This window comes from Nocardioides dilutus, assembly GCF_054779555.1.
The window spans coordinates 240,528-265,650 of the sequence record NZ_BAAGYA010000001.1 but is presented as its reverse complement, the minus strand read 5'-3'; the positions used below and the strand labels follow the sequence as shown (position 1 = coordinate 265,650).

Annotated in this window: 24 protein-coding genes; 21 read left to right on the top strand and 3 right to left on the bottom strand. The window is 71.0% G+C overall.

Going from position 1 to position 25,123, the window contains the following annotated elements:
- Positions 1 to 102 precede the first annotated feature (102 nt).
- The 4 genes from ACYVC6_RS01280 to ACYVC6_RS01265 all read left to right on the top strand — a co-directional run bounded on the left by ACYVC6_RS01280 (position 103) and on the right by ACYVC6_RS01265 (position 2,158).
- Positions 103 to 480 carry a UPF0158 family protein gene (locus ACYVC6_RS01280; RefSeq protein ID WP_460710149.1) on the top strand — a complete coding sequence of 126 codons (378 nt, stop codon included), beginning with the start codon at positions 103 to 105 and terminating at the stop codon, positions 478 to 480.
- A gap of 80 nt (positions 481 to 560) precedes the next feature.
- Positions 561 to 1,043 carry a DUF6228 family protein gene (locus ACYVC6_RS01275; RefSeq protein WP_460710147.1) on the top strand — a complete coding sequence of 161 codons (483 nt, stop codon included), beginning with the start codon at positions 561 to 563 and terminating at the stop codon, positions 1,041 to 1,043.
- Between the two features lie 141 nt (positions 1,044 to 1,184).
- Positions 1,185 to 1,529 carry a hypothetical protein gene (locus ACYVC6_RS01270; RefSeq protein ID WP_460710145.1) on the top strand — a complete coding sequence of 115 codons (345 nt, stop codon included), beginning with the start codon at positions 1,185 to 1,187 and terminating at the stop codon, positions 1,527 to 1,529.
- 311 nt (positions 1,530 to 1,840) lie between these two features.
- On the top strand, positions 1,841 to 2,158 hold the full coding sequence (locus tag ACYVC6_RS01265) for a hypothetical protein (protein WP_460710143.1): 318 nt from the start codon (positions 1,841 to 1,843) through the stop codon (positions 2,156 to 2,158).
- Positions 2,159 to 2,300: 142 nt separating this feature from the next.
- Here ACYVC6_RS01265 and ACYVC6_RS01260 read toward each other — a convergent pair whose 3' ends face one another.
- Positions 2,301 to 3,455, bottom strand: coding sequence for a DUF222 domain-containing protein (locus ACYVC6_RS01260; protein ID WP_460710141.1), 1,155 nt, complete (start codon positions 3,453 to 3,455; stop codon positions 2,301 to 2,303).
- On the opposite strand from ACYVC6_RS01260, the gene ACYVC6_RS01255 reads away from it, so the two are divergent.
- The 4 genes from ACYVC6_RS01255 to ACYVC6_RS01240 are packed head-to-tail and all read left to right on the top strand — an operon-like array spanning position 3,361 to position 7,410.
- On the top strand, positions 3,361 to 4,077 hold the full coding sequence (locus ACYVC6_RS01255; protein WP_460710139.1) for an ABC transporter ATP-binding protein: 717 nt from the start codon (positions 3,361 to 3,363) through the stop codon (positions 4,075 to 4,077). The genes ACYVC6_RS01260 and ACYVC6_RS01255 overlap by 95 nt on opposite strands.
- Positions 4,078 to 4,132: 55 nt before the next feature.
- Positions 4,133 to 5,575 (top strand): hypothetical protein, encoded by a 1,443-nt coding sequence (locus tag ACYVC6_RS01250; RefSeq protein WP_460710137.1) that lies wholly within the window; start codon positions 4,133 to 4,135, stop codon positions 5,573 to 5,575.
- A gap of 28 nt (positions 5,576 to 5,603) precedes the next feature.
- Positions 5,604 to 6,296, top strand: a complete 693-nt coding sequence (locus tag ACYVC6_RS01245; protein ID WP_460710135.1) for a histidine phosphatase family protein — start codon at positions 5,604 to 5,606, stop codon at positions 6,294 to 6,296.
- Positions 6,297 to 6,318: 22 nt separating this feature from the next.
- Positions 6,319 to 7,410, top strand: coding sequence for a VanZ family protein (locus ACYVC6_RS01240; protein WP_460710133.1), 1,092 nt, complete (start codon positions 6,319 to 6,321; stop codon positions 7,408 to 7,410).
- Here ACYVC6_RS01240 and ACYVC6_RS01235 read toward each other — a convergent pair.
- Both ACYVC6_RS01235 and ACYVC6_RS01230 read right to left on the bottom strand, forming a co-directional pair.
- A complete protein-coding gene (locus ACYVC6_RS01235; RefSeq protein ID WP_460710131.1) occupies positions 7,394 to 8,152 on the bottom strand; it encodes an SDR family oxidoreductase in 759 nt (252 codons plus the stop codon). The genes ACYVC6_RS01240 and ACYVC6_RS01235 overlap by 17 nt on opposite strands.
- A gap of 31 nt (positions 8,153 to 8,183) precedes the next feature.
- Complete coding sequence (locus tag ACYVC6_RS01230; RefSeq protein ID WP_460710129.1) at positions 8,184 to 8,894, bottom strand: RDD family protein; 711 nt, start codon at positions 8,892 to 8,894, stop codon at positions 8,184 to 8,186.
- 146 nt (positions 8,895 to 9,040) lie between these two features.
- On the opposite strand from ACYVC6_RS01230, the gene ACYVC6_RS01225 reads away from it, so the two are divergent.
- The 13 genes from ACYVC6_RS01225 to ACYVC6_RS01165 all read left to right on the top strand — a co-directional run bounded on the left by ACYVC6_RS01225 (position 9,041) and on the right by ACYVC6_RS01165 (position 25,117).
- Positions 9,041 to 9,622 (top strand): PadR family transcriptional regulator, encoded by a 582-nt coding sequence (locus ACYVC6_RS01225; RefSeq protein ID WP_460710127.1) that lies wholly within the window; start codon positions 9,041 to 9,043, stop codon positions 9,620 to 9,622.
- Entirely contained in the window at positions 9,619 to 10,341 is a 723-nt protein-coding gene (locus ACYVC6_RS01220) for an ABC transporter ATP-binding protein (RefSeq protein ID WP_460710125.1), read from the top strand. The genes ACYVC6_RS01225 and ACYVC6_RS01220 overlap by 4 nt, the downstream gene beginning before the upstream one ends.
- The gene (locus ACYVC6_RS01215; protein WP_460710123.1) at positions 10,338 to 13,007 is read left to right on the top strand and encodes an ABC transporter permease; all 2,670 of its coding nucleotides are present in this window, start codon (positions 10,338 to 10,340) and stop codon (positions 13,005 to 13,007) included. The genes ACYVC6_RS01220 and ACYVC6_RS01215 overlap by 4 nt, the downstream gene beginning before the upstream one ends.
- 78 nt (positions 13,008 to 13,085) lie before the next feature.
- The gene (locus ACYVC6_RS01210; protein WP_460710121.1) at positions 13,086 to 14,582 is read left to right on the top strand and encodes an IPT/TIG domain-containing protein; all 1,497 of its coding nucleotides are present in this window, start codon (positions 13,086 to 13,088) and stop codon (positions 14,580 to 14,582) included.
- A gap of 46 nt (positions 14,583 to 14,628) precedes the next feature.
- Positions 14,629 to 15,240: a TetR/AcrR family transcriptional regulator gene (locus tag ACYVC6_RS01205; RefSeq protein ID WP_460710119.1), complete on the top strand. Its 612-nt coding sequence runs from the start codon at positions 14,629 to 14,631 to the stop codon at positions 15,238 to 15,240.
- The gene (locus tag ACYVC6_RS01200) at positions 15,237 to 16,058 is read left to right on the top strand and encodes a TIGR03084 family metal-binding protein (RefSeq protein ID WP_460710117.1); all 822 of its coding nucleotides are present in this window, start codon (positions 15,237 to 15,239) and stop codon (positions 16,056 to 16,058) included. Before ACYVC6_RS01205 ends, ACYVC6_RS01200 begins: the two co-directional genes overlap by 4 nt.
- Positions 16,055 to 17,800, top strand: coding sequence for an acyclic terpene utilization AtuA family protein (locus tag ACYVC6_RS01195; RefSeq protein ID WP_460710115.1), 1,746 nt, complete (start codon positions 16,055 to 16,057; stop codon positions 17,798 to 17,800). Before ACYVC6_RS01200 ends, ACYVC6_RS01195 begins: the two co-directional genes overlap by 4 nt.
- Complete coding sequence (locus ACYVC6_RS01190) at positions 17,797 to 19,083, top strand: acyl-CoA dehydrogenase family protein (RefSeq protein WP_460710113.1); 1,287 nt, start codon at positions 17,797 to 17,799, stop codon at positions 19,081 to 19,083. Before ACYVC6_RS01195 ends, ACYVC6_RS01190 begins: the two co-directional genes overlap by 4 nt.
- Positions 19,083 to 19,583 (top strand): SRPBCC family protein, encoded by a 501-nt coding sequence (locus ACYVC6_RS01185; protein WP_460710111.1) that lies wholly within the window; start codon positions 19,083 to 19,085, stop codon positions 19,581 to 19,583. The genes ACYVC6_RS01190 and ACYVC6_RS01185 overlap by 1 nt, the downstream gene beginning before the upstream one ends.
- 35 nt (positions 19,584 to 19,618) lie before the next feature.
- The gene (locus tag ACYVC6_RS01180) at positions 19,619 to 21,202 is read left to right on the top strand and encodes an acyl-CoA carboxylase subunit beta (protein ID WP_460713282.1); all 1,584 of its coding nucleotides are present in this window, start codon (positions 19,619 to 19,621) and stop codon (positions 21,200 to 21,202) included.
- Complete coding sequence (locus ACYVC6_RS01175) at positions 21,199 to 23,124, top strand: acetyl/propionyl/methylcrotonyl-CoA carboxylase subunit alpha (protein WP_460710109.1); 1,926 nt, start codon at positions 21,199 to 21,201, stop codon at positions 23,122 to 23,124. The genes ACYVC6_RS01180 and ACYVC6_RS01175 overlap by 4 nt, the downstream gene beginning before the upstream one ends.
- Positions 23,121 to 24,281: an acyl-CoA dehydrogenase family protein gene (locus tag ACYVC6_RS01170; protein ID WP_460710107.1), complete on the top strand. Its 1,161-nt coding sequence runs from the start codon at positions 23,121 to 23,123 to the stop codon at positions 24,279 to 24,281. The genes ACYVC6_RS01175 and ACYVC6_RS01170 overlap by 4 nt, the downstream gene beginning before the upstream one ends.
- Positions 24,282 to 24,331: 50 nt before the next feature.
- Positions 24,332 to 25,117 carry a carboxymuconolactone decarboxylase family protein gene (locus ACYVC6_RS01165; RefSeq protein WP_460710105.1) on the top strand — a complete coding sequence of 262 codons (786 nt, stop codon included), beginning with the start codon at positions 24,332 to 24,334 and terminating at the stop codon, positions 25,115 to 25,117.
- Positions 25,118 to 25,123 lie beyond the last annotated feature (6 nt).

Here is a 25,123-nt window from a genome sequence, read left to right as displayed (position 1 = left end):
CTCGGTGACCCGCCTCGTTCTGCACGGGCGGGTCACCGGTTCCACGGGTCAGGGTCGGTTTGAGCCCTGGTGGGCCGCGCCAGACCGATGCCAGGCTGGACCATGCTCGATCTGAGCGCCCTCGACCTCGAGGCGATCGGCGATGCTCTGGCCCAGCAGGACACCTATGACCTCTCGTGGCTCGTCGACCCGCTCCCGTCACCTGTCTGGTTCCAAGACATGGCTGACTTCACCGACGGCATCACCGACGAGCGGATCGCACGTCGACTCGCTCGCGCGCTCGAGGGACGCAAGCCCTTCAGACGGTTCAAGGACGAGCTCTACGGGAGCGAGGGCGGCGCTCTGATCCAGGTATGGCACACGTTTCGCGACGTGCGCGCCCAGCGTCGGGCGGTCGAGTGGCTGCTCGAACAAGGACTCATCGACGAAACCGCTGCACAGGGGTTCGCAGGAGACCATCCGGACCCGCCACTTCCTTGAGCTACAGGCGACGAGGTGGCCGTCCTTCGAATGACCCGATGGCCGACTTCGACCTAGGGTCCGTGTGAAGGCGTCCGCTCATGACGGATCACAGCGCTCACACCCGCACGCTCATGCCGATGAGCGGATCTCTCGTGAGTCATGCTTTGGACATGGAGCCTGTGGTGATCGGTGACGCGACGACGACGCTGATCTTCTCGGACCCAGACCCGGTGACAGCGGTTCCCAGCCAACTGTTGACGGTCACCCTTGACGGACCGGACCTTCGCGCATCACGTCAGGTCTACGAGGGCTACGACGGCGGCTTCAGCACCTTGGCTACCTACTTCGCCGACCTAGCCGCCGACTGGCGCGGGTGGAAGGGCAGCCGCGATTACAGGTCGATCGAGGGCGACCTCAGCATCGAGGCGACTCATGACGGGCACGTCAACCTTCAGGTGCTGCTGTGGGAGTCAAGCACGCCTGGGGGCTGGAGAGTTGAGGCGAAAGTGCGGCTGGATGCGGGTGAGGCGCTCACCGCTGCCGCGAAGGACATCGCCGAGTTGGTCAGGGCGTGGCGCTGAGCGGCCATCCGCACATGCCGCGAATAACGTTCGCTGGGCGGCTATCCGGTTCTGCCGCGATGTGCGAGGACCCAAAAGCCGGTGCCTGGTGCCCAAGCGCGCGCCTATCGTCAAGAAGTGCAACGACACCCAGACGGGTCCATGACGTTCGACCATGCGGAGGTCCGCCTCGTGCGAGCCGCTCTCTTCACGATTGAGCACTACATGGATTCAGTCTGGGACGAGACCGAGGTGGCTGCCGTCAGCGGCTACTCGGTCTCGCACTTCGTCACTGCACGAGAGCAGATAGACGGTCTGAGGACGGCTGAGGACCGACGTCTCGGTGCAATCGAAGATGTGCGAGTTGGCTTGGAGCGGCTGGAGATGTTTGACGACGGTGAACTCGAAGGAAGACGCCTACGCACCCTTCGCGCCACTGTCGAAGCAGCGAAGGCTCACGGCATTCCCGTGAACGAACGTCTGCAGAAACTCGCTCAATCACGGTGACAGGCGTGACGTCCGATCATCAGCGTAAGGCCGTCCGGTCATGACGCTGAGCGATTAGCGGTTGCGGTGGCACGCGGAGCCATCTCAGTGCACGCTGCGTCCGATGAACATGGCCACCGGGAAGTCCGCACCTTTCCTTGTTGCTGCCGCCATCCTCGCCTTGAGTTCGTGCAGCGAAGACAACACAGCATCGGACTCCGCGGCCAGCACGACGCCCAAGCTCGTCCTCAACTGTGGTGCTTCTCAGCCGCTGCGGAGCGGCCATCCGCACATGTCGCGATAAGCGGGCAGGTCTGCGGCAGCCTGTGGCCATGACCAAGTTGGACGGGAGCGTCGCTCCTCGTGGCCTCGACCCAGACTGGCCGTGGGGTTGGGCGACGGTTGCTGTCCAACTGGCGCTCTTCGCAATCCCGGCGACTATCGCGTGGCGCTCATCCCTCGACCGAACCGTCTACGTCCCCATGCTTGCGCTCGCCGCCACCCTCTTACTGGGAGTCGCCCTACTTCCCGACCGGGGTTGGCGCGGAGTGGGGGGCCGCATCTTGGCCGCTACGTTGCTTGAACTCGGCCTCGCTCTGGTCCTCGTCCTTGCCTACTCCAGCGCGAATCCCACTTGGGACTTGTCGTAGCCAAGCGCCCGAATCTGCCGCCGTGCGGTCGTGCCGATGACCGACTGCCTCACTTAGCACTCATCAGACGCGTGAGATGTGGGGCAATCGTCCGGACATGCCGCGGAGCGGCCTCCGATCATGGCGCGGGTACGAGGGCTCCTCACTCCCGTCGGTGGAAGCGGACCTTGCCGTTGGGCAGTCGTTCGTGGGTGTAGCGGGGGTCGTGGGCTCGTTGGTGGGCGGAGGGGCAGAGCATCCAGCCGTCGCCGTCGGTGCGGCCGCCTTTGGACCAGGGGGTGGGGTGGTGCATGTGGGTGAAGGCGGGTGGGGCGTCGCAGCCTTCCTCGAGGCAGCCGCCTTGTTCGATGGTGGCCTTGATCCGTTGGGCTGTGGAGTGGAAGCGTTTGGACCTGCCGAGGTCGAGGACCTGGGACTTGCCGCCGAGGACGGCGGGGATGATCCCGGCTTCGCAGGCGATCCGGCGGGCCAGTGCGGCGGAGAGGTGTTCGCCGGTGTCGAGCTTGGCGGCCTTGAGGTCGCCCATCAGGGTCTGGTAGGGCATCAGGACCACGACGGTGGCGTTGAGGCCGCCGGCCTGGGGGAGCTTGTTGGCGGGGTAGCGGCGGACGTATTCGGCGAACGCCTCCCCGAGTCGTTCGGCGGTGGGTAGCCGCTCGCCGAGCGGACCGTTGGCGGCGCGGTGCTTGGGTGCGGCGTGCGCGAAGAGGGCCTTCTTCAACGCCGCCCCGGAGAAGCCGTCGAGGTCGAAGTCGCCGCGCACCCTGCCTTGCGGGGTCTCCCAGATCCGGAACCGGTTGACCTCCTCGGCATCGCGCTCCTGCTTCTCCAGGAGCTTGGCCAGGTGGGCGTCGGCGACCTCGGGGGCCACGACCTCCAGGATGGCGCGGGCCAAGCCCTTCAACGCCTTGGCGTCGTGGTCGCCCGCGAGCTCGATCAAGTGCTCCTCTGCCCTCAGGGCCAGATCGGGGTCGAGGTCATCGGCCAGTCGGAAGCTTCGTCTGTGGACGCCAACTGGCGGCTGAGCGCATCGCGACCCCGCCGCGTCGGGCGGTGCCTTCCCGGCCTGACCCGGGACCAGCTGATCCTCTTGACCCTCCCGGCGACGCTGTCCGGGCGGGTCGGCGGGATCACATAGGACCTTCGGGTGGATTTCCGTCGTACGCCGGACGCGAGGCCGGACTGCGGGGGAGGATTCTCCCGTGAACCCGCCGCCTCCACCCGTCGTCGACGTCCGGAGCCTGCACGTGCGCTTCGGCGAGGTCGAGGCCGTCTCCGGGGTCGACCTCCAGGCCACGGCCGGTCACTCGACCGCGCTGCTGGGCCGCAACGGAGCCGGCAAGTCGACGACGATGCGGGTTCTCGCGGGCGTGGTCCCGCCGACCGCCGGCAGCGTGCACGTGGCCGGCTGGGACGTGCGCCAGCACCCGCTGGAGGTCAAGCGCGCGGTCGGCTACTGCCCCGACGTCGGGGGACTCGTGCCGCGGGCCACGCCGTGGGAGCACCTGCAGCTGTCCGCCCGGTTGCGTCGCCTGGAGTCGTGGGAGGAACGCGCTCGCGACCTGCTCGAGCGCTTCGAGCTCGGCGATGTCGCCCACCGGGTCACCTCCGGCTTCTCCCACGGCATGGGCCGCCGGCTGTCGGTGTGCCTCGCCGTGCTGCACCAGCCTCCGGTGCTGCTGCTGGACGAGCCGTTCGACGGCGTCGACCCGATCGGGGTCGAGGCCACCCTCGAGGTGATCAACGACGCCCGGGCCCTCGGTGCCTGCGTCCTCGTGTCCACCCATCTGCGTGAGCTCGCCGTCGAGGCGTGCTCCTCGGTGCTGGTGCTGCGGGGGGGCGCCCAGGTGGCCACCGCCACCGCGCGCGAGATGGCCGGCGAGGAGGGGGCCCGTGCCTACCGCAGCCTCCTGGACTGAGGTTCGACGAGCGTCACAGGACGTCCGGCACCTGATCGCCTTCCGAGCCACGAGCGTGCGCCGCCGCGGGGTCGTGCTCGCCGCCGTCGGCACCTTCGGCGGGCTGACCGTCGCCGCGGCCGTCGTTCCGGCGTTCCTCGAGGGAGCCGGCAGCCACGAGGGCTACTCGCTCGACGCCCTGCTGCTCATCCCGACCGCGATGGCCGGCCTGCTGTTCCTCGCGATCGCCTCGGCCATTGCCTCCGGTGGTGGTCGGGAGCTCCTCAGCCGCGAGCACGGGGTCGCCTATCCGGTGAGCCCCACCACGGACCACCTCGGGGCGCTGCTGCTCGCCCCCCTCAACATCGCCTGGCTCATCCAGGCCTGGGTGCTCCTGGGGCTGGCGTCGTACGGCTTCGAGTCCGGCACGCTGCTCGCCGCCCAGCTCGGCATGCTCGTCTGGATCGCTGCGGCCACCGCGGTGGGCCAGGTCGTGGCCTGGACCGTCGAGGCGGTGCGCAGGACCACCCACGGCATCGTCATCATCCGCGGCGTCGGGCTGGCGCTGGCGGTGGGAGCCGTGGCGCTCCAGCTGACCGGCCGGGTGGCGGCCACCTTCGACGCCCTCCAGACCCGCTGGCTGGTCGTCGGCTTCATCGACGGGTTCAACGGCCGCTGGGCCGCGTCCATGGGCGTGGAGATCGCCGTCCTGGTCGTCGCGGTAGCCCTCGGCGCCGTGCCGGCACACCTCGCAGCACGCAACCAGCCGCGCGACGAGCTGAAGGTCGAGAGCGGCAGCTATCCCGCGCGGCGCCTGCCACGCTCGCCGTACGCCGGGCTGGTCCGCACCGACCGCGCCTCGGTGTGGCGCGCAGTGCCGATGCGACGTGGCCTGGCCGTGCTGGCCATCGGCCCGGGTCTGGTCGCCCTGGCCGGCGACCTCACCTGGAGCCAGATGACCATCCTGCCGGGACTCGTCGCCTCCGGTGGCGCCCTGCTGTTCGGCGTCAACTCCTGGTGCCTGGACCACCGAGGCAGCCTGTGGCGCGAGAGCCTGCCGGTCGCGCCGGCCACCGTGTTCGGTGCCCGGGCCTGGGTGCTGGCCGAGTTCCTGCTCGTGGCGTCGCTCACGACGATCGTGATCGCCGGACTGAGGGCCGGCCTGCCGTCGGCGCCCGAGCTCGCCGCACTGCTGTGCACCTGGGTGGTGGTCGTCCTGCAGGTGGTGTCCGCGGCGATGCGCTGGTCCACCAGACGGCCCTATGCCGTGGACCTGCGTTCCGCGCGCGCCACCCCCGCCCCGCCCGTCGTCATGGTCGGCTACTCCACCAAGCTCGCCGTCACCACGACGCTGACGAGTCTGGTCTTCTCGGGTCTGGCGATGCTGGACACCTGGCAGGCCTCGGTGCTCGTGGCCGTACCGTTTCTCACCTGGTCGCTGGTCCGGATGCTGCACGCCCGGGACGCGTGGACCGATCCGGTCCGGCGGGCACGAGTCGTGACGACGGTGGCCGGATGAGAGGCGAATTCGGGGAGACGATGGTCCTATGGGCGTAGTGATGCTGGTCCGCCACGGCCAGGCGTCGTTCGGCACTGCCGACTACGACGTGCTGAGCTCGCGCGGCGTACGCCAGAGCCGCAAGGTGGCGAAGACCCTGGCCGACTACGGGGTGTCGCCCACCACGTTGATCCACGGCGGCCTGCGGCGACAGCGCGAGACCGCCGACGAGATGCTGCTGTCCACCCCGTGGGAGCTCGAGGCCCAGGTGGACGAGAGGTGGGCGGAGCTCGACCACCTGGCGGTGATGAGTGCCTACCCCACCTTGAGCGAGACCGAGCTGGCCCAGCTGCGGGCCGGCCAGCTCGAGGTGAGGGCCTTCCACGACCTCTACACGAAGGCGACCGCCAGGTGGGCCTCGGGCGCCTACGACTCCGACTACCCCGAGTCGTTCGTCGACTTCCTGCGCCGGGTCCGTGACGCGATCGGTCACGCGGCCCGCAACGCCGGTGAGCGGCGTACGGCGGTCGTGGTCACCTCGGGCGGCCCGATCGCGGCCGCCTGCGCGATGCTCACCGAGGTCGGCGAGGAGCCCCGCCGCCTGGCGTCGAGCTGGGCGCGCTTCAACGCGGTGATGGTCAACGCCTCGGTCACCCGGGTCGTCGTCGGCTCGACCGGTGCCCGGCTGCTCACGTTCAACGAGCACTCGTGGCTCGACCGGGAGCTCGTCACCTATCGCTAGCTCCGGCCGCTAACTTCGGCGTGTGCACGACCAGGCGACCAACGCGCTGATCGCGGTCGCCCTGGGCTCGGTGCTCGCCGTGGTGCTGTTGATCCCCGTGGCCGCCGTCCAATACCGGCTCGACGGCCGGCTCGGCCCCAAGGACCTGGCGATCCTCGTGACCGCCGCCGTCTACGCGTTGGCGCTCTGGACCTACACGCTGCTGCCGATGCCGGCGGAGGACACCTTCCGGTGCCAGGGCAGCCAGCTGCGGTTGTTCGGGTCGCTCGGGACGGTCCGGCTGCCCGAGGAGGGGCCGGCCGCGCTGCTGCGCGACCCGGCGTTCCTCCAGATCGCCCTCAACGTGCTGCTGTTCGTCCCGCTCGGCTACTTCGTCCGGGCCGTGCTGCACCGCGGCGTGCTGGTCGCGACCGCACTCGGGCTCGGGGTCTCGCTGCTCATCGAGCTCACCCAGCGCACCGGCGTCTGGAACCTCTACGACTGCGCCTACCGGCTCTTCGACGTCGACGATCTCGTGGTCAACACGCTGGGAGCCACCGTCGGCTCGCTGGTGTCACTGCTCCTGGTGCGCCGCCGGAGGCCGGACGTCGTGATGCCCACGCACGTCTCGTTCGGGCGCCGGCTGGTCGGGTTCGTCTGCGACGTCCTGTTCGTGGCGATGCTCGGCGCGGCCTCGGGCCTGGGCTTCCGTGCCTGGCAGCTCTACGTCCGTGACCGGCCGCTCGACTCCCTGGGCCCCCGTGAGATGGACACGCAGAGCCTGCTCCAGTGGGCGGTGCCCTTCACCGCCGAGGCGCTCCTGGTGCTCGTCGCCGGCCGCACCGTCGGCGAGCTCGTCGTCTCGGTGCGCGCCATCGCCCGCCGGCCGGCCTGGACGGTCCCGGCGCGCGTGGTCAAGCTCGCCACCGGCGTGGGCCCGGTCTTCCTGCTCGCGCCCCTCGACCCGCGGCTGGGGCTGACGCTGCTCGCGGCGTACGCCGTCCTCACCGTCGGGTTCGCCTGGCGCACCGCCGAGCACCGGGGTCTGAGCCACGTGCTGTCCGGGATGGACCTCGAGATCACCGACCGGGAGCCGGGACTCCGCGTCCGCAAGGACCTCAGAGCAGGCGCTTGAACACCGGCAGCGGTGCGTGCCGCATGACCGGGGCCAGGGCGGCCCACGGCAGCGGCGGCACGCAGGCGTCGGCCTTCTCCTTCTCGATGGCCTCCACCATCGCCTTGACGCCCTTCTCGGTCGAGACCATCAGGGGCGTCTTGTCGCGGACGTGCTCGTTCATCTCCGAGGCGATGTAGCCGGGGTAGAGCACGGTCACCTTCACGGTCCGGCCGAGCTGGGTGCCGTAGAGCTCGTTGCGCAGGCCCTCGGCCAGGTGAGCGACACCCGCCTTGGTGGCGGCGTAGGTCGTCATCGTCTTCGGCAGCCCGCGCATCGCCGACATCGACGACACCACGACCAGGTGGCCGCGCTCCTGGGCCCGGAAGATCTCCATCGCGGCGTCACACTGCGCCAGCGCCCCGAGGAAGTTGGTCACCGCCGTCTCGCGGTTGGCCGCGTGCCCACCGGTGCCGAGCGGGGCGCCCTTGCCGAGACCGGCGTTGACCACGATCCGGTCGATCGTGCGGAAGTCGGAGTGGAAGCCGCGGAAGACCTCGAAGACCTGGTCGTCGTCGGTGACGTCCAGCGCCCGGACCTCGACCCGGCGGCGGGGGTCGGCGGCGCGGATCTCGTCGCGCAGCGCGTCGAGCTTGTCGGTGCGCCGCGCGCACAGTGCGAGGTCGTGGCCGCGGGCGGCGAGCTGGCGGGCCATCTCGGCGCCGAGACCCGAGGACGCGCCGGTGATGAGGATGGTCGACATGCAGCCAGTCTCGCGTCCGGCCGCGCGTCGCCTAGGCGGGGGGCATCTCCTGGGCGACGTAGTGCGCCGGGTCCTGAGGTCGCTCGTGCGCCTGGACGATCACCAGCGTGCCCATGATCTTGTCCGCGAACGTCTGCTTCTTGGCGTCCCAGAGCGGCCAGAGGTAGCCGAGGTTGCAGATCAGGCCGTCCACGATGTGCGCGAGCTGGCGGACGAAGGACATCACGCCCCCGATCGGCTCCCTGGTGCGCTCACCGACCAGCTTGATGCCGACGACCGTCTTGCCGAAGGTGTAGCCGGTCCGGCCCTGCCGCCAGCACCAGTTGTAGATGTAGAACAAGCCGTAGAGCACTCCGCCGACGGCCATCAGCGCCAGCGCGGAAGTGGGGACCTCGCTGCCCGCGGTGAGTGTGGGCTCCCCGTAGGCGTCCGTGCTGGTCTCCAGCGTGCTCAGAAACTGCCAGTAGCCGACGAAGAACGGCGAGCCCACGACGAAGGCCAGGAAGCTGTCGAACGCATAGGCCAGCACCCGTCGACCCCAGCCGGCGAGCTCGACGCGGCTGGGGGCGTCGTAGCCGTAGATCGCCCGGTAGGGGTCGTGTGGTGCCCCGGCCGGTTGCTGCGCCGCCACCTGCTCCCTCCAGGTCGGCTGGCCGGCGATGGCGGTGGGGTTGTCGGGGTCACGGTCCTTGAACGGAATGTAGTCCCCGGGCTGGTAGCCGCCGGGCGGTGTGCTCGACATGGATCGAGGCTAGGGCGAGGAGCGTCGCGGCCGGGGCGGAATGGCGACGATTCCTCCCCCGGGTGACCGGTTGGCCCCTTGCTCGGCCGGATACATACGGGGTATACATACGCAGTATCTACCGAGCCGGACCGAGGAGAACCCTGATGTCGGTGCGACAGGCGCTGCTGGCGCTGCTGGAGGAAGGCCCGATGTACGGCTACCAGCTGCGCAGCGAGTTCGAGCGGCGCACGGGCGCCACCTGGCCGCTCAACGTCGGGCAGGTCTACACGACGCTCACCCGGCTCGAGCGCGACGGGCTCGTCACCGGGTCGGGTGCGGACGACGAGGGCCACGTCGTCTACGAGGTCACCCGGGCCGGCCGAGACGAGGTGGCCACCTGGTTCACCACACCGGTCGGGCGCACCACGCCACCGCGTGACGAGCTGGCCATCAAGCTCGCGCTGGCCGTCACCGTCCCGGGGGTCGACGTCGGCACGGTCATCCAGCAGCAGCGCAGCGCCACCATCTCGGCGTTGCAGGACTACACGAGGCTCAAGCGCGGCCGCGACGACAGCACGCCGGGCGACCTCGCCTGGGGCCTGGTGCTCGAGTCGCTCATCTTCAACGCCGAGGCCGAGGTGCGGTGGCTCGACCACTGCGAGGCCCGGCTGCGCCGGGCCACGCTCGAGAAGCCGGCGCCGACCAGTGCGAACGCCCCCGCCTCGCCGGAGAGGACGGCTCGATGAGCACCGTGCTCCAGCTCGACGCCGTCACGCGGATCCACGGCGAGGGCGAGACGGAGGTGCACGCCCTCAAGGCGGTCACCTTCGCCGCGCAATCCGGAGAGCTCGTCGCCGTCATGGGGCCCTCCGGCTCCGGGAAGTCGACCCTGCTGACCCTCGCCGGCGGTCTCGACGCGCCGACGTCGGGCACCGTCTCCGTGGAGGGGTCCGACCTGGCGATGCTGGGCCAGAAGGGCCGGGCCCGGATGCGGCGTACGTCGATCGGCTACGTCTTCCAGGACTTCAACCTCATCCCGGCGCTCACCGCCGCCGAGAACGTCTCCCTGCCGCTCGAGCTCGACGGGATGGGCAGCCGCCAGGCGCGCGCGATGGCCCGCACCGCCCTCGACGAGGTGGGCATCGCCGAGCTCGCCGACCGCTTCCCCGACAACATGTCGGGTGGTCAGCAGCAGCGGGTCGCGATCGCCCGGGCGGTGGTGGGGGAGCGGCGGCTGATCCTGGCTGACGAGCCGACCGGGGCTCTGGACACCGAGACCGGCGAGGAGATCCTGCGGCTGCTGAGGTCGCGCTGCGACGCGGGTGCCGCCGGAGTCCTCGTCACCCACGAGGCGCGGCACGCGGCGTGGGCGGACCGCGTGGTGTTCCTGCGCGACGGCGTCGTCGTCGACGAGACCGGCGCGGACCGGGTGGAGGCGCTGGTCGACTCGGGCGCCACCCGATGACCTCACCTCTCGGGCCCCTGCGGGGCTGGCGGCTGCCCCTTCGGGTCGCCCGACGCGACGCGGTGCGGCACCGCGGCCGCAGCGTGCTCGTCCTGGTGATGATCGCGCTGCCTGTTCTCGCGGTGACGACGGCCGACGTGCTCATGCAGACCTCGAACGTGTCGGGTGTCGAGTCGATCGACCGGCGGATGGGCTCGGCTGAGGCACTCGTCTCGGTGCAGCTCGGCGTCGACGACGTCGAGCAGAGCCCCGACCCGGACGACGCCTTCGGGACCTCGGGCGGCACCGGCGACAACCCCATGGCGACGGCGGAGGAGGTGGCCGCGGCGCTGGGGGGCGCCCGGCTGCTGGAGCTGCGCCAGGGCGAGAGCGAGGTACGCACGGACAAGGGCACGGTGACTGCCGGGCTGACCGAGCTCGAGCTGACCGACCCGGTCACCCGCGGCCTCTACGACCTGACGTCGGGCCGCTGGCCCCAGGACGCCGGCGAGGTCGTGGTCAACGAGGCCATGGTGGCCAAGGGCTACCAGATCGGCGAGACCCTCGACCGGCCCGGCGCCGGCCGGGTGGACCCGGTCATCGTGGGCACCGCCGAGTCGACGAGCACCCGCGACTTCCCGGTCGCCGCCGGGCCACTGGGTGCCTTCGGCCTCGAGGCCGAGACCAGCCGGTCGTGGTTGGTCGACGGGGAGCCCGTCTCGTGGGAGACCGTCCGCGAGCTCAACGCCATCGGGGCGACGGTCGCCTCCCGGGCGGTCATCACCGACCCACCGCCCGTCTCGGAGTGGCCGGAGTCCGTGCAGGGCATGTCGTCGAGCGGCGACACGATGGCCGTCATCGTCCTGATCGTGGTGATGGCCCTCATCGAGGTCGTCCTGCTCGCCGGCCCGGCGTTCGCCGTGGGCGCCCGCAAGCAGCAGCGCAGCCTCGCCTTGATGGCGGCGGCAGGTGGCACTCCGGTCCAAACTCGCCGGGTGGTCATCGGCGGCGCCATCGTGCTCGGCAGCGTCGCTGCCGTGCTGGGTGTCGCCCTCGGCATCGGTGCGGCACGGGCACTGGTACCCCTCGTCCAGGAGCGGTCCGCGTCCTACCTCGGCCCGTTCGAGGTCCCGTGGCTGCACTTGGCCGGGGTGGCCGGGTTCGGGATGCTGAGCGCGTTCCTCGCTGCCCTCGTCCCGGCCTTCATCGCCTCCCGGCAGGACGTCGTCGCGGTCCTCGCCGGTCGCCGCGGCGACCGTGCTCCCTCCCTGAAGTCGCCGCTGCTGGGCCTGGTCCTGCTCGGCGGCGGCATCGCCGGGTCGGTCGTGGGTGCGACCGGGGGCGGGGAGATCCTCATCGCCGCCAGCGCCATCCCGGCCGTGCTCGGCATGATCCTGCTGGTCCCGTTGGTCCTCGTCGGCCTGGGCAGGGTCGGCGGCCGACTGCCGCTCGTCCTCCGCTACGCCGTGCGCGATGCCGCACGTCACCGGACCCGGACCGTGCCCGCCGTAGCGGCGGTCGCGGCCACCGTGGCCGGAGTCGTGGCACTCGGGGTCGGGCTCACCTCGGATCAGGCCGAGAACCGGGAGACCTACACGGCCTCCGTGGCTGACGGGGTCGGCGTCGTCACCGGCTATGAGAACCCGGCCTGGCCGTCCTACCGCGCGGTGATCCAGCGAGAGGCTCCGGACGCCGAGGTGACCGACCAGCTCGGGTTGACCGAGACTGCGCCCGACGGCAGCTACTACTACACGGACGTCCGCGTTCCTGGTGTCGACTACCTGCTCGGCAGCTCTGGCAGCAGCCTGGGTGCCACGATCCTCGTGTCCGACGACGGGCTTCCCTCCGGGTTGGTGGGCGTGGCGGAGGACGATGTCGCCCGCGCCGAGGCGTCGCTGCGCTCCGGTGGCATCGTCGCGTTCACCTCGCCGGGTGTGGAGGTCGATGCCACCGAGGCGAAGCTGGTCCGTGAGACCTTTTCCCCGGACGGCGGCACCTCCGTCGCGAAGGCCACCGCCACGGTGCCGGCCGAGTTCGTGGCCTTGGAGAAGCCGTGGGCCGGGCCGGTCGCGATCGCCTCCACCGCCGCGGCGGCGGAGCTGGGCGTCGAGCCGGCGGTGGTGGCGCTCGTGATCGGCGAGGGCCAGGTGAGCGCGGACGAGGAGGAGGCGATCAACGAGGCTCTCGGCGGGATCGACGAGTACGCCTCGCTCTACGTCGAGCGCGGCTACCAGCAGGACGACGAGACCCTCATCGTCCAGCTCATCCTGGTCGGCCTCGGGGCGGTGCTGATGCTCGGCGGCACCCTGACCGCGACCTTCTTGGCCCTCTCCGATGCCCGGCCGGACCTGGCCACGCTGTCGGCGGTCGGGGCGGCGCCGCGGACCAGACGCGGAGTCGCAGCGGCGTACGCGGTCGTCGTCGGGTTCGTCGGCGCGGTGCTGGGTGCGGCGGTCGGCTTCATCCCCGGCATCGCGGTCACCTACCCGCTGACCTCGATGCCCGGTGACTACTGCATCGTCGAGGGCTCGGGCTCCTGTGCCGCGAGTGGGCTGTCGACCGGCCCGTTCCTGGACGTGCCCTGGCTGATGGTCCTCGGGCTGGTCGTGGCGCTGCCCCTGCTCACCGCGGCCGTCGTGGCGGCTTTCGCGCGGTCGAGGCTGCCGCTGGTCGCCCGCCTGGACTGATTCGCGCTCACCGTATGGGCAGTAGTCGATTCGACCGAAGCGCCCACCCTAGGTCGCATTCTCATCTACCGTTCGACGATGGGAGGGCGCGGCGTGGGAGCACGCCTGGCGGTCGGGCTGAGCCTCGTGCTGGCCTTCGGAGTCGTCGCCGGGCCGGTCCACGCCGGGGTGCTCACCGCGTCCCGTGTCTCCGGTGTCGTGGCGACGGCGAGCGAGCAGGCCGAACGGGTCGCGCCGACCCGGGCAGCCAAGGTGGCCAAGCCCGTCGTCAAGAGGGTCAAGCCCTCGTCCGGCCCCACGGCGGGCGGGACCGTCGTCAAGATCAAGGGCAAGCGGTTCGTCAAGGTCAAGAAGGTCCTCTTCGGAACGGCCAAGGGGACCAACCTGCGGGTCAAGAACCCGCGCAAGGTGATCGTCGTCGCGCCGGCACGCGCCGCCGGATCGGTCGCCGTCCGCGTCGTCACCAAGGCCGGCAAGTCCAAGAAGACGCGTCGGGCCCGGTTCACCTATGTCGCCGCCCCTGTTGTGCCCGCGCCACCGAGGGCGCCAGTCATCACGAGTCTCGACCCCAGCTCCGGACCGACCGCCGGGGGCACCGTGGTGGACATCAGTGGCACCGGTCTGAGCGGGACCACGTCGGTGTCCTTCGGTGGCGTCCCGGCGCCGTTCACCGTGCTCTCGGACGCCGCCGTGCGCGCCACCAGCCCGGCACACGCCGCCGGCGCGGTGCCCGTGACGGTGCAGACCCCTGCCGGCACGTCCGCCCCGCTGAGCTTCACCTACCAGGCTCCCGCGCCGCCGCCGGTGGTGGTGTTGGTGGCGCCGCCCACTGGTCCGGTGACCGGGGGGACGGCGGTGACGATCACCGGCACGGGGTTCACGGGTGCGACGGCGGTGGAGTTCGACGGGACGGCGGCGACGTCGTTCACGGTGGACTCCGACACCTCGATCTCCGCGACCACACCCGCGCATGCGGCTGGTCCGGTGGCGGTGTCGGTGACCACGCCGGTGGACACCTCGACGGTGCCGGGGCTGTTCACCTACCTCGAGGTCCCGGTGCCGCCGGTGGTGGTGTTGGTGACGCCGCCCACTGGTCCGGTGACCGGGGGGACGGCGGTGACGATCACCGGCACGGGGTTCACGGGTGCGACGGCGGTGGAGTTCGACGGGACGGCGGCGACGTCGTTCACGGTGGACTCCGACACCTCGATCTCCGCGACCACACCCGCGCATGCGGCTGGTCCGGTGGCGGTGTCGGTGACCACGCCGGTGGACACCTCGACGGTGCCGGGGCTGTTCACCTACCTCGAGCTGCCTGCAGCACCGGTCGTGGTGCTGGTCCTGCCGGCCACTGGTCCGCCCAGCGGCGGGACCGCGGTGACCATCACCGGGACCGGGTTCACCGGCGCCACGGCCGTGGAGTTCGGTGGCACGGCGGCGACGTCGTTCACCGTGGACTCCGACACCTCGATCAGCGCGACGACGCCTGCGCACGCTCTTGGGCCTGTGTCTGTCTCGGTGACGACTCCGGGCGGGACGTCGACCGTCCCGGGGCTCTTCACCTACCTCTTATAAAAAGTCAGGCTTGACTGTTTGTTGATGTCTCCGCCATCCTGACTCGGTGACCCGGGCCCCGCTGCGCGTGCCCCAGGAGGAGCGCACCCGGGCGATGCGGGCCCGGCTGATGGAGGCGACGGTCGAGCTCCTGGTGGAGCGCGGCTTCAGCGGGACGTCGACGACGCTGGTCAGCGAGCGGGCCGGAGTCAGCCGTGGTGCGCAGCTGCACCACTTCCCGACCAAGAACGACCTGGTGGTCGCCGCCGTCGAGCACCTGACCGAGGTGCGGGGGGCCGAGCTCGCCGCGGCCGCGGAGGCGCTGCCGACCGGGGCCAGGCGGACCCGGGCGGTCCTGCAGATGCTCGGGGACCACTTCACCTCACCGGTCTTCACCGCCGCCCTCGAGCTCTGGGTCGCGGCCCGCACCGACGAGACGCTGCTCGCGGCGGTCGCACCACTCGAGCAGCGGGTCGGGCGTGAGGTGCACCGGCTGACCGTCGAGCTGTTGGGCGCCGACGAGTCGACGCCCGGGGTCCGTGAGCTGGTGCAGGCCACCCTCGACCTGGTGCGTGGGCTCGGCCTCGCCGGCACCATCTCCGACGACGCCCGGCGGCGCGGCCGGATCCTCGACCAGTGGGCCCGCACCCTCGACAGCGCACTGGGGAAGGCAGCATGACCGACCTGCTCACCACACTCCTCGATGACCTGCAGGCCGAGGGCGACCAGCTCCGCGAGACCGTCGAGCGGCTCGGAGAGGACGGCTGGCGCGCCGCCACGCCCGCCGAGGGCTGGGACGTCGCCACCTCGATCGCGCACCTGCTCTGGACCGACGAGGTCGCGGTGCTCGCGGCGCACTCCCTGCGCAGCGAGGCCGACAAGGCGGCCTGGGACGAAGTCGTGCTCGCGGCGATCGCCGACCCGTTCGGCTTCGTCGACGCCGGGGCCCACGAGCTGGCCGAGCTCCCGCGCGACGAGGTCCTGGGTCGCTGGGCGGCCGGCCGCGCGGGGTTGCGCATGGCGCTGCTCGACGTGCCCAAGGGGTCCAAGCTGCCGTGGTTCGGCCCGCCGATGTCGCCGCCCTCGATGGTCACCGCGCGGTTCATGGAGACCTGGGCGCACGCGCTCGACGTCTACGACGCCGCCGCCCGGGTGACCGGACAGTCCCGACCCGAGCCGACCGACCGGATCAGGCACGTCGCGCACCTCGGCGTCCGCACCCGCAACTTCGCCTTCGCGCAGCACGAGCTCGAGCCGCCGGCCGACGAGTTCCGGATCCGGCTCACATCGCCCAGTGGCGACACGTGGACGTGGGGCCCGGAGGACGCGCCCCAGTCGGTCGCGGGCCCGGCGTACGACTTCTGCCTGCTCGTCACCCAGCGCGTGCACCGCGACGACACCGACCTGGTCTCGGTCGGTGCGGACGCCGAGCAGTGGCTACGGATCGCCCAGGCCTTCGCGGGCCCGGCCGGACCCGGCCGGGAGGCGGGCGCATGACCGAGGTGATCCGGATCGGCAACTGCTCCGGCTTCTACGGCGACCGGCTGTCGGCGATGCGCGAGCAGCTCGAGGGCAGCACCGACGGGCAGGCCCTCGACGTGCTCAGCGGTGACTACCTGGCCGAGCTGACCATGCTCATCCTCGGCAAGGACACCATGAAGGACCCGGCGCTCGGCTATGCCCGGACCTTCGTGAGGCAGCTCGAGGACTGCCTCGGCCTCGCCCTGGAGAAGGGCGTCAAGATCGTCAGCAACGCCGGCGGTCTCAACCCTGCCGGCCTCGCCGACCGGGTCCGCGAAGTGGCCAAGGCTCTCGGCCTCGACCCCCAGGTCGCCCACGTCGAGGGCGACGACCTGCGCCCGCTCGTTGCCCAAGGAATGACACGGTTCGACGGTGCACTCACCGCCAACGCCTACCTCGGCGGCTTCGGCATCGCGGCCGCCCTGACCGCCGGCGCCGACGTCGTCGTTACCGGCCGGGTGACCGACGCCAGTGTCGTGGTCGGGCCGGCCGTCGCTCACCACGGCTGGACACAGACGTCGTACGACGAGCTCGCGGGTGCGGTCGTCGCCGGGCACGTGATCGAGTGCGGCACGCAGGCGACCGGCGGCAACTTCTCCGGGTTCCGCCGGCTGGTGCGGGCCGGCATGGACCCGACCCAGCCGCTGGGCTTCCCGGTCGCCGAGATCGCCGCCGACGGCTCGAGCGTGATCACCAAGCACGACGGCACCGGTGGCGCGGTCACGGTCGACACGGTCACGGCGCAGCTGCTCTACGAGATCCAGTCGACCCGCTACCTCAACCCCGACGTGACCACCGACCTCGGCTCGATCCGCCTCGCGCAGGACGCGCCGGACCGGGTCGCCATCAGCGGCGTCCGCGGCGAGGCGCCACCCGAGCGGCTCAAGGTCTGCGTCAACGAGCTCGGCGGCTTTCGCAACCAGGTCGAGTTCGTGCTCACCGGGCTCGACGTCGAGGAGAAGGGCGACTGGGTGCGCAACCAGCTCACGCCCTCACTCACGGCTGCGCAGGTCGCCTGGTCAAGGGTCACCACCCCGACCTCGGACGCCGACACCGAGGAAGGTGCCTCGGTGCTGCTGCGGTGCACGGTGATGGATCCCAGCCCCGACCCGGTCGGTCGCGCGTTCACCGGTCCGGCGGTGGAGCTGGCGCTGGCGTCCTACCCCGGCTTCACCATGACCACCCCGCCGCAGCCGCCGACGCCGTACGGCCTCTACCGACCCGAGTACGTCGAGCGAGCGCGGGTGCAGCACACCGTGGTCCACGCCGAAGGCCGGCGCGAGGTCGTCGCCGACCCGACCGAGTTCTCGGTGGCCGACCCGGACGAGGGACGCCGGCCCTCGCCGTACGCCGCGCCCACGGACTCGATCACCCGGCGGGTGCCGCTGGGCACGTTCGTGCACGCCCGGTCCGGGGACAAGGGCGGCGACGCCAACGTCGGTCTCTGGGTCGCCAACGACGGCGACCCGCGCCGCGACGCCCGGATCACCTGGCTCGCCAAGCTGATGAGCCCGCGCAAGGTCCGCGAGCTGGTGCCCGAGGCCACCGAGCTGGACGTCGACGTCTACCTGCTGCCCAACCTCGGCGGCGTCAATGTCGTCATCCACGGCCTGCTCGGCCAGGGCGTCGCCGCGTCGACCCGGTTCGACCCGCAGGCCAAGGGACTCGGTGAGTGGTTGCGGTCGCGGGTCGTGCACGTGCAGGAGGACCTCCTGTGATCACCGAGCCGCAGGGCGCAAGGAACGAGCGCGCTGCGTCGCGAGGGGAGGTCGAGCAAGCCGGGCGACCGAGGAACGAGGTCGCGACCGGCGGGTCGAGACCACCGCAAGGCGGGCTGGAAGCCGACGCGATCCGCGAGCTCGGCGCCGAGTTCGTGCGTCGCAAGGTGGCTCCCCACCTCCAGGAGTGGGAGGACGCCGGCACGATCCCCCGCGAGCTGCATCTCGCGGCCGGCAAGCAGGGCCTGCTCGGCCTCTCGTTCCCCGAGGAGGTCGGCGGGGGCGGCGGGACGCTGATGGACTCGGTCGACCTCCAGGAGGCGATGTTCGCGGCCGGTGCCTCGAGCGGCCTGATGGCCGGCCTGTTCACGAGCGGCATCGCCCTGCCGCACCTGGTCGCTGACTGGGCAGCATCCGGCAACACCGACCTCGTGGACCGGTTCGTCCGGCCCACCCTCGCCGGCGAGCTCATCGGATCGCTTGCCGTCACCGAGCCCGACGGCGGGTCCGATGTGGCCGGCATCCGCACGACCGCGGTGCGGGAGGGCGACCACTACGTCGTCAACGGCGCCAAGACCTTCATCACCAGCGGTGTCCGCGCGGACTTCGTGACCACCGCCGTCCGCACCGGCGGCTCCACCCCTTCCTTGGGAGGCCACGCCGGCATCTCGCTGCTCGTCGTCGAGGCGGGCACGCCGGGCTTCGCCGTCGACCGGTCACTGCGCAAGATGGGCTGGCACTGCTCGGACACCGCCGAGCTGTCCTACGTCGACGTGCACGTCCCGGTGGCCAACCTGGTCGGTGAGGAGAACACCGGCTTCTACCAGATCGCCGAGCAGTTCGTGGTCGAGCGGATCGCGCTCGCCGTGCACGCCTACGGGATCGCGGCCCGCTCGCTCGAGCTGACGGCGGCCTACTGTCGCGAGCGCGAGACGTTCGGCAAGCCGCTCATCGCCAACCAAGTCGTCCGGCACAAGCTCGTCGAGATGCGTCGCCAGGTCGAGGTCGCCCGCACCTACGCCCGGCACGTCGCGGAGCGGCACGTCGCCGGCAGCCCAGAAGACAAGCACACCGTGATCGCCGAGGCCTGCCTCGCCAAGCAGACCGCGTGCGACGCGGCGACCTACGTCTGTGACCAGGCGGTGCAGCTGCACGGCGGCACCGGCTACATGCACGGCACCGAGGTCGAACGGCACTACCGCGACGCCCGCATCCTGCCGATCGGCGGGGGCGCGACCGAGGTGCTCACCGACCTGACCGCACGACTGATGGGGTACTCCTGATGCCAAACCTCCTGAACGCAGTGTTCAAGCCGCTCGGCGGTGAGGTGTCGGTGCACATGGACGCGCCGCCGGAGAAGGTGTGGGCGCTGGTCAGCGACGTCACCCGGATCGGTGAGTTCTCGCCGGAGACGTTCGAGGCCAGGTGGACCCGTGGCTCGACCGGCCCCGAGGTGGGTGCGTCGTTCAAGGGCCACGTGCGCCGCAACGGCGTCGGCCCGACGTACTGGTCGCCGTGCCAGGTCACCAAGTGCGTGGAGAACGAGGTCTTCGAGTTCGCGGTCGGCACCGACGACGTGACCATGAACAACTGGGGCTACCGGCTCGAGCCCGAGCCCAACCAGGACGGAGGGAGCGGCACCCGCGTCACCGAGTACTTCCGGCTCGAGCCGATGCTGCCGTTGCGCCTGTACTGGTCGGTGATGGGCCACCTCCGCGGACGTACCAACGAGAAGGGGATGCGCACCACGCTGGAGCGGATGAAGGCGGTGGTCGAGCAGTGACGGTCACGCAGGCCGCGCCGACCAACCGCGAGGCGATGCTCGACAAGCTCGCAGCACTGGAGGAGGAGCACGCCAAGGCGGTGCTCGGCGGCGGGGAGAAGTACGTCGCGCGGCACCACGAGCGCGGCAAGCTGCTGCCGCGGGAGCGGATCGAGCTGCTCGTCGACCCGGGCTCGGCGTTCCTGGAGCTGTCACCGCTGGCCGGCTGGGGTTCCGACTTCGCGGTCGGTGCCAGCGTCGTGACCGGCATCGGCGTGGTCGAGGGCGTCGAGTGCGTGATCACCGCCAACGACCCGACCGTCAAGGGCGGTGCCAGCAACCCGTGGACGGTGAAGAAGATCTTCCGGGCCTCGCAGATCGCCGAGGAGAACGGGCTGCCGACGATCGCGCTCGTCGAGTCCGGCGGTGCGGACCTGCCGACCCAGAAGGAGATCTTCATCCCGGGCGGCAAGCTGTTCCGCGACATCACCAGGTCCTCCGCGGCCAAGCAGCCGACCATTGCGCTGGTCTTCGGCAACTCCACCGCCGGAGGGGCCTACGTGCCTGGCATGTCGGACTACACCGTCATGGTCAGGGAGCAGGCCAAGGTCTTCCTCGGTGGCCCCCCGCTGGTGAAGATGGCCACGGGCGAGGAGTCCGACGACGAGTCGCTCGGCGGCGCGGAGATGCACGCCCGCACCAGCGGCCTGGCCGACTATCTCGCCGAGGACGAGCGTGACGCGATCCGGATCGGCCGCCGGATCATGGCCCGCCTCAATTGGCGCAAGCGCGGCGGCTCCGATGGTTTCGAGGCTCCTTCGTCGCACCTCAACCACCGGGAGTACGCCGAGCCGGACGCGGACCCCGACGACCTGCTCGACCTGATCCCCAGCGACCTCAAGGAGCCGTTCGAGCCGCGCGAGGTGATCGCCCGGATCTGCGACGGCGTCTCGGCCACCAACGGCGTGGCCTTCGACGAGTTCAAGCCGCTCTACGGCTCATCGCTCGTCACCGGCTGGGCCAGGCTCCACGGACGCCCGATCGGCATCCTCGCCAACGCGCAGGGCGTGCTCTTCAGCGAGGAGGCGCAGAAGGCCACCCAGTTCATCCAGCTCGCCAACCAGGTCGACACCCCGCTGCTGTTCCTGCACAACACGACCGGCTACATGGTCGGCAAGGAGTACGAGCAGGGCGGGATCATCAAGCACGGCGCGATGATGATCAACGCCGTCTCCAACTCGACGGTCCCGCACCTCAGCGTGATCATGGGGGCGTCGTACGGCGCCGGCAACTACGGCATGAACGGCCGCGGCTACGACCCCCGGTTCCTGTTCACCTGGCCGTCCGCCAAGTCCGCGGTGATGGGGCCGGCCCAGCTCGCGGGCGTCCTGGAGATCGTGGCCCGGCAGTCCGCGGAGTCCAAGGGCGAGGTCTTCGACGCCGAGGGGTTCCAGGGCATCAAGGAGATCGTCGAGGCCCAGATCGAGGAGCAGTCCCTGCCGTTCTTCCTGTCCGGGATGCTCTACGACGACGGCGTCATCGACCCGCGGGACACCCGGACGGTCCTGGGCATCTGCCTCTCGGTCATCGAGAACAAGCCGTACGCCGGCACCGACCGGTTCGGGGTGTTCCGCCCGTGATCACGAGGTTGCTCGTCGCCAACCGGGCCGAGATCGCGTCCCGGGTCTTCCGCACCTGCCGCACGCTCGGCATCTCCACGGTGGCCATCCACTCCGACGCGGACGCGGGCCTGCCCTACGTCCGCGAGGCCGACGCCGCGGTGCGCCTGCCTGGCAACACACCGGCCGAGACCTACCTGAATGTCGACGCGGTACTGGCCGCGGCGAAGCTGGCGGATGCCGACGCGATCCATCCCGGCTACGGGTTCCTGTCCGAGAACGCCGACTTCGCCCGCGCCGTCGAGGCGGCCGGGCTCACCTGGGTCGGCCCGGCGCCCGAGTCGATCGAGCAGATGGGGTCCAAGATCGGCGCCAAGGAGCTCATGCGAGCGGCCGGGGTGCCGGTGCTCGAGGCGCCGGAGGAGCCGACCGAGGCCGATCTCCCGCTGCTGGTCAAGGCGTCTGCGGGCGGCGGTGGCCGGGGGATGCGGATCGTGCGGTCCCTGGCCGACCTGCAGGGCGAGATCGCGGCGGCCGAGGCCGAGGCGGTCTCCGCCTTCGGCGACGGCACCGTCTTCGTCGAGCCCTACGTCGAGCGCGGCCGGCACGTCGAGGTGCAGGTGGTCGGCGACGGGCACGGCCACGTGCTCGTGCTCGGTGAGCGCGACTGCTCCGTCCAGCGCCGGCACCAGAAGGTCGTCGAGGAGGCCCCGGCCCCCAACCTGCCCGGCGACGTCCGGCTCGCCCTTCACGAGGCGGCGCACTCGGCGGCAGCGGCCATCCACTACCGCGGCGCGGGCACCGTCGAGTTCCTCTACGACCCGCCTACCGAGCGGTTCTTCTTCCTGGAGATGAACACCCGCCTCCAGGTCGAGCACCCGGTCACCGAGCTCGTGCACGGCGTCGACCTCGTGGCCATGCAGCTTGCGGTGGCCGAGGGGGCGTCGGAGGTTTCGAGGCTCGCTGCGCTCGCACCTCGACCACCGACGGGCCACGCGATCGAGGTGCGGCTCTACGCCGAGGACCCGGCGGCCGACTACCAGCCGCAGAGCGGCGTGCTGTCCAGGTTCGAGCTGCCGACCGACGACGGTGTCCGCGTGGACACCGGCTACGAGACCGGCAGCGAGGTGTCGACGCACTACGACGCGATGCTCGCCAAGGTGGTAGTCCACGCGCCTACCCGCGAGCAGGCCGCACGCAAGCTGGCCGGCGTGCTGTCCCGGGCCAAGATCCACGGACTGGTGACCAACCGTGACCTGCTCGTGAGCGTCCTGCGGGACGTGGAGTTCCTCGCGGGCGACATCAGCACCGCCTTCCTGTCGGAGGTTTCGAGGCTCGCTCCGCTCGCACCTCAACCACCGACGGATGCGGCGACTGCCGCCGCGATCGCCCTGGCGGAGACGGCCGGCGCGGCGAGGACCGTCCAGCGTGGCATCCCCGTCGCCTGGCGCAACGTCGTCTCGCAGCCGCAGGTCACCGAGTTCGAAGACGGCACTCGGGTCGAGTGGTGGGGCGGACGCGACGGATACGTCGTCGAGGACGCCGCGGTGGTCTCGGCGAGCCCGACCAACGTGGTCCTGGAGTCCGGCGGCGTTCGCACGTCGTACGACGTCGCGATCGCCGGCGAGCGGGTGGATGTCGACTGGCCCGGAGGACACGTGGCACTGCGCGTGGTCCCGCGCTTCGTCGACCCGGCCGACTCGGTCGCCACCGGCAGCCTGCTGGCGCCGATGCCCGGCACCGTCGTCAGCGTCGACGTCGAGGCCGGACACCAGGTCGAGGCCGGGCAGACGGTGCTCGTGCTCGAAGCCATGAAGATGCAGCACCGGGTGAGCGCGCCGCACGCCGGCACGGTCACCGAGATCGACGTGAAGCCCGGGCAGCAGGTCGCTGCCGGGGAGGTCCTTGCCGTGGTGGAAGAAGTAGTGGAGGAGACAGAGTGACGAACTTCAGCGAGTCCGAGGAGCGCCAGGCCCTGCGCAGGGAGGTGGCCAAGCTCGCGGGCAAGTACGGCCGCGACTACTTCGTCGAGAAGGCGCGCTCGGGTGGCAAGACCACCGACCTGTGGCTGGAGATCGGCAAGAACGGCTACCTCGGCATCAACATCCCCGAGGAGTACGGCGGCGGGGGCGGCGGCATCGGTGACATCGCCGCGGTCTGCGAGGAGCTCGCAGCGCAGGGCTGCCCGCTCCTCCTCATGGTCGTCAGTCCGGCGATCTGCGGGACGATCATCAGCCGCTACGGCACCGAGGAGCAGAAGCGCCGTTGGCTGCCCGGCATCTGCGACGGCACGAGCACGATGGCCTTCGCCATCACCGAGCCGGACGCCGGCACCAACACCCACAACATCACCACCACCGCGCGCCGCGACGGTGACGAGTGGGTGCTGGGCGGCCGCAAGATCTACATCTCCGGGGTCGACGAGGCCGACAACGTGCTCGTCGTCGCGCGCGCGGAAGACGCGAAGACCGGCAAGGTCAAGCCCGTCCTGTTCGTCGTGCCCACCGACTCGGCGGGCTTCGAGGCGAAGGCGATCCCGATGGAGATCGTGAGCCCCGAGCTCCAGTTCACGGTCTTCCTGGACGACGTGCGGCTCCCCGCCGACGCGATCGTCGGAGACGAGGACGGCGGGCTGGTGCAGCTGTTCGCCGGTCTCAACCCGGAGCGGATCATGGCGGCGTCGTTCTCGACCGGTCTCGCCCGGTTCGCGCTCGACAAGGCGGCGGCGTACGCCAAGGAGCGGGTCGTGTTCAAGGAGGCGATCGGCGCGCACCAGGCGATCGCACACCCGCTGGCGCAGAGCCACATCGAGATCGAGATGGCCCGGCTGATGACCCAGAAGGCCGCCGCGCTCTACGACGCCGGTGACGACATGGGTGCGGGGGAGGCCGCCAACATGGCGAAGTACGCCGCTGCCGAGGCCGCGTGTGACGCCGCCGACCGCGCCGTGCAGACCCACGGCGGCAACGGGATCACCCAGGAGTACGGCATGGCCGGGCTTCTCGTGGCGACCCGGGCCGGCCGGATCGCGCCCGTCAGCCGGGAGATGATCCTCAACTTCGTGGCCATGCACTCCCTGGGGCTGCCGAAGTCCTACTGATCGTCCCGTTGATCGGGCCTCGGCTTCGGGGGCGGAGTAGCGTCGCAGGAGTGGACTCTGGAAGCGCAGCCCTGACGTCGGTCGCGCCGGACGTCGCAAAGACGTTCGCCAAGCTCCAGGAGATCCGTCCCAGCGGGGTCCACGACGAGGTGCTCGAGTCTCCGGGCGTGGCAAGGTTCGCCGAGCAGTTCCGGGTCGACGTCTCGGTGATCGACGACGGGATGCGTGACGACTTCGCGCTCGCCACGGGCAAGCACCAGTTCGACGTGGTGCAGATGGTGTGGGTGGCCGACGTGGCACCGCGGGTGCGGGCGGCCCTCGACGCGCTGTTCGGGCCGTCCGAGTGGCCGGAGGCGCCCCGTCGCTACCCGGTGGCCAGTGTCTGGGAGTCCGTGGAGGAGTTCATGGCGTCGGTCGCCCAGCACCGCGCGCTCGACGCGAGGCTGACCGAGCTCGTCCGCCTGCGCGGCGCCCGCCAGCACGACTGCCGGCTGTGCGCGTCGCGGCGCTCGCAGGACGCGATCCAGGCCGGCGCCGACGAGGTCGAGTTCGCCGCCGTCGACACCTACGCCGACAGCGACCTCCCTGAGTCGGCGAAGGCAGCCCTCGCGCTGGTCGACGCCATGATCTGGACGCCGACCGCGATCCCCGACGACGTGGTCGCCAGGGTCCGCGAGCACCTCAGCGACGCGCAGGCCGTCGAGGTCGTGCTCGATGTCGCGCGCAACGCCGCGAACAAGATCGCGGTCGCCCTGCGCGCCGACGCCCCCGAGGTCACCGACGGCGTACAGCTCTTCACCACGGACTCCGACGGCACGCTGACCGTCGTCGGCTGACGGCCA

What these genes read in the sequence shown, in the direction of transcription:
- ACYVC6_RS01280 (WP_460710149.1), top strand. Translation starts at nt 103, where the DNA reads ATGCTCGATCTGAGCGCCCTCGACCTCGAGGCGATCGGCGATGCTCTG.
- ACYVC6_RS01275 (WP_460710147.1), top strand. Translation starts at nt 561, where the DNA reads ATGACGGATCACAGCGCTCACACCCGCACGCTCATGCCGATGAGCGGA.
- ACYVC6_RS01270 (WP_460710145.1), top strand. Translation starts at nt 1,185, where the DNA reads ATGACGTTCGACCATGCGGAGGTCCGCCTCGTGCGAGCCGCTCTCTTC.
- ACYVC6_RS01265 (WP_460710143.1), top strand. Translation starts at nt 1,841, where the DNA reads ATGACCAAGTTGGACGGGAGCGTCGCTCCTCGTGGCCTCGACCCAGAC.
- ACYVC6_RS01245 (WP_460710135.1), top strand. Translation starts at nt 5,604, where the DNA reads ATGGGCGTAGTGATGCTGGTCCGCCACGGCCAGGCGTCGTTCGGCACT.
- ACYVC6_RS01235 (WP_460710131.1), bottom strand. Translation starts at nt 8,152, where the DNA reads ATGTCGACCATCCTCATCACCGGCGCGTCCTCGGGTCTCGGCGCCGAG.
- ACYVC6_RS01230 (WP_460710129.1), bottom strand. Translation starts at nt 8,894, where the DNA reads ATGTCGAGCACACCGCCCGGCGGCTACCAGCCCGGGGACTACATTCCG.
- ACYVC6_RS01225 (WP_460710127.1), top strand. Translation starts at nt 9,041, where the DNA reads ATGTCGGTGCGACAGGCGCTGCTGGCGCTGCTGGAGGAAGGCCCGATG.
- ACYVC6_RS01220 (WP_460710125.1), top strand. Translation starts at nt 9,619, where the DNA reads ATGAGCACCGTGCTCCAGCTCGACGCCGTCACGCGGATCCACGGCGAG.
- ACYVC6_RS01215 (WP_460710123.1), top strand. Translation starts at nt 10,338, where the DNA reads ATGACCTCACCTCTCGGGCCCCTGCGGGGCTGGCGGCTGCCCCTTCGG.
- ACYVC6_RS01210 (WP_460710121.1), top strand. Translation starts at nt 13,086, where the DNA reads ATGGGAGGGCGCGGCGTGGGAGCACGCCTGGCGGTCGGGCTGAGCCTC.
- ACYVC6_RS01200 (WP_460710117.1), top strand. Translation starts at nt 15,237, where the DNA reads ATGACCGACCTGCTCACCACACTCCTCGATGACCTGCAGGCCGAGGGC.
- ACYVC6_RS01195 (WP_460710115.1), top strand. Translation starts at nt 16,055, where the DNA reads ATGACCGAGGTGATCCGGATCGGCAACTGCTCCGGCTTCTACGGCGAC.
- ACYVC6_RS01185 (WP_460710111.1), top strand. Translation starts at nt 19,083, where the DNA reads ATGCCAAACCTCCTGAACGCAGTGTTCAAGCCGCTCGGCGGTGAGGTG.
- ACYVC6_RS01180 (WP_460713282.1), top strand. Translation starts at nt 19,619, where the DNA reads ATGCTCGACAAGCTCGCAGCACTGGAGGAGGAGCACGCCAAGGCGGTG.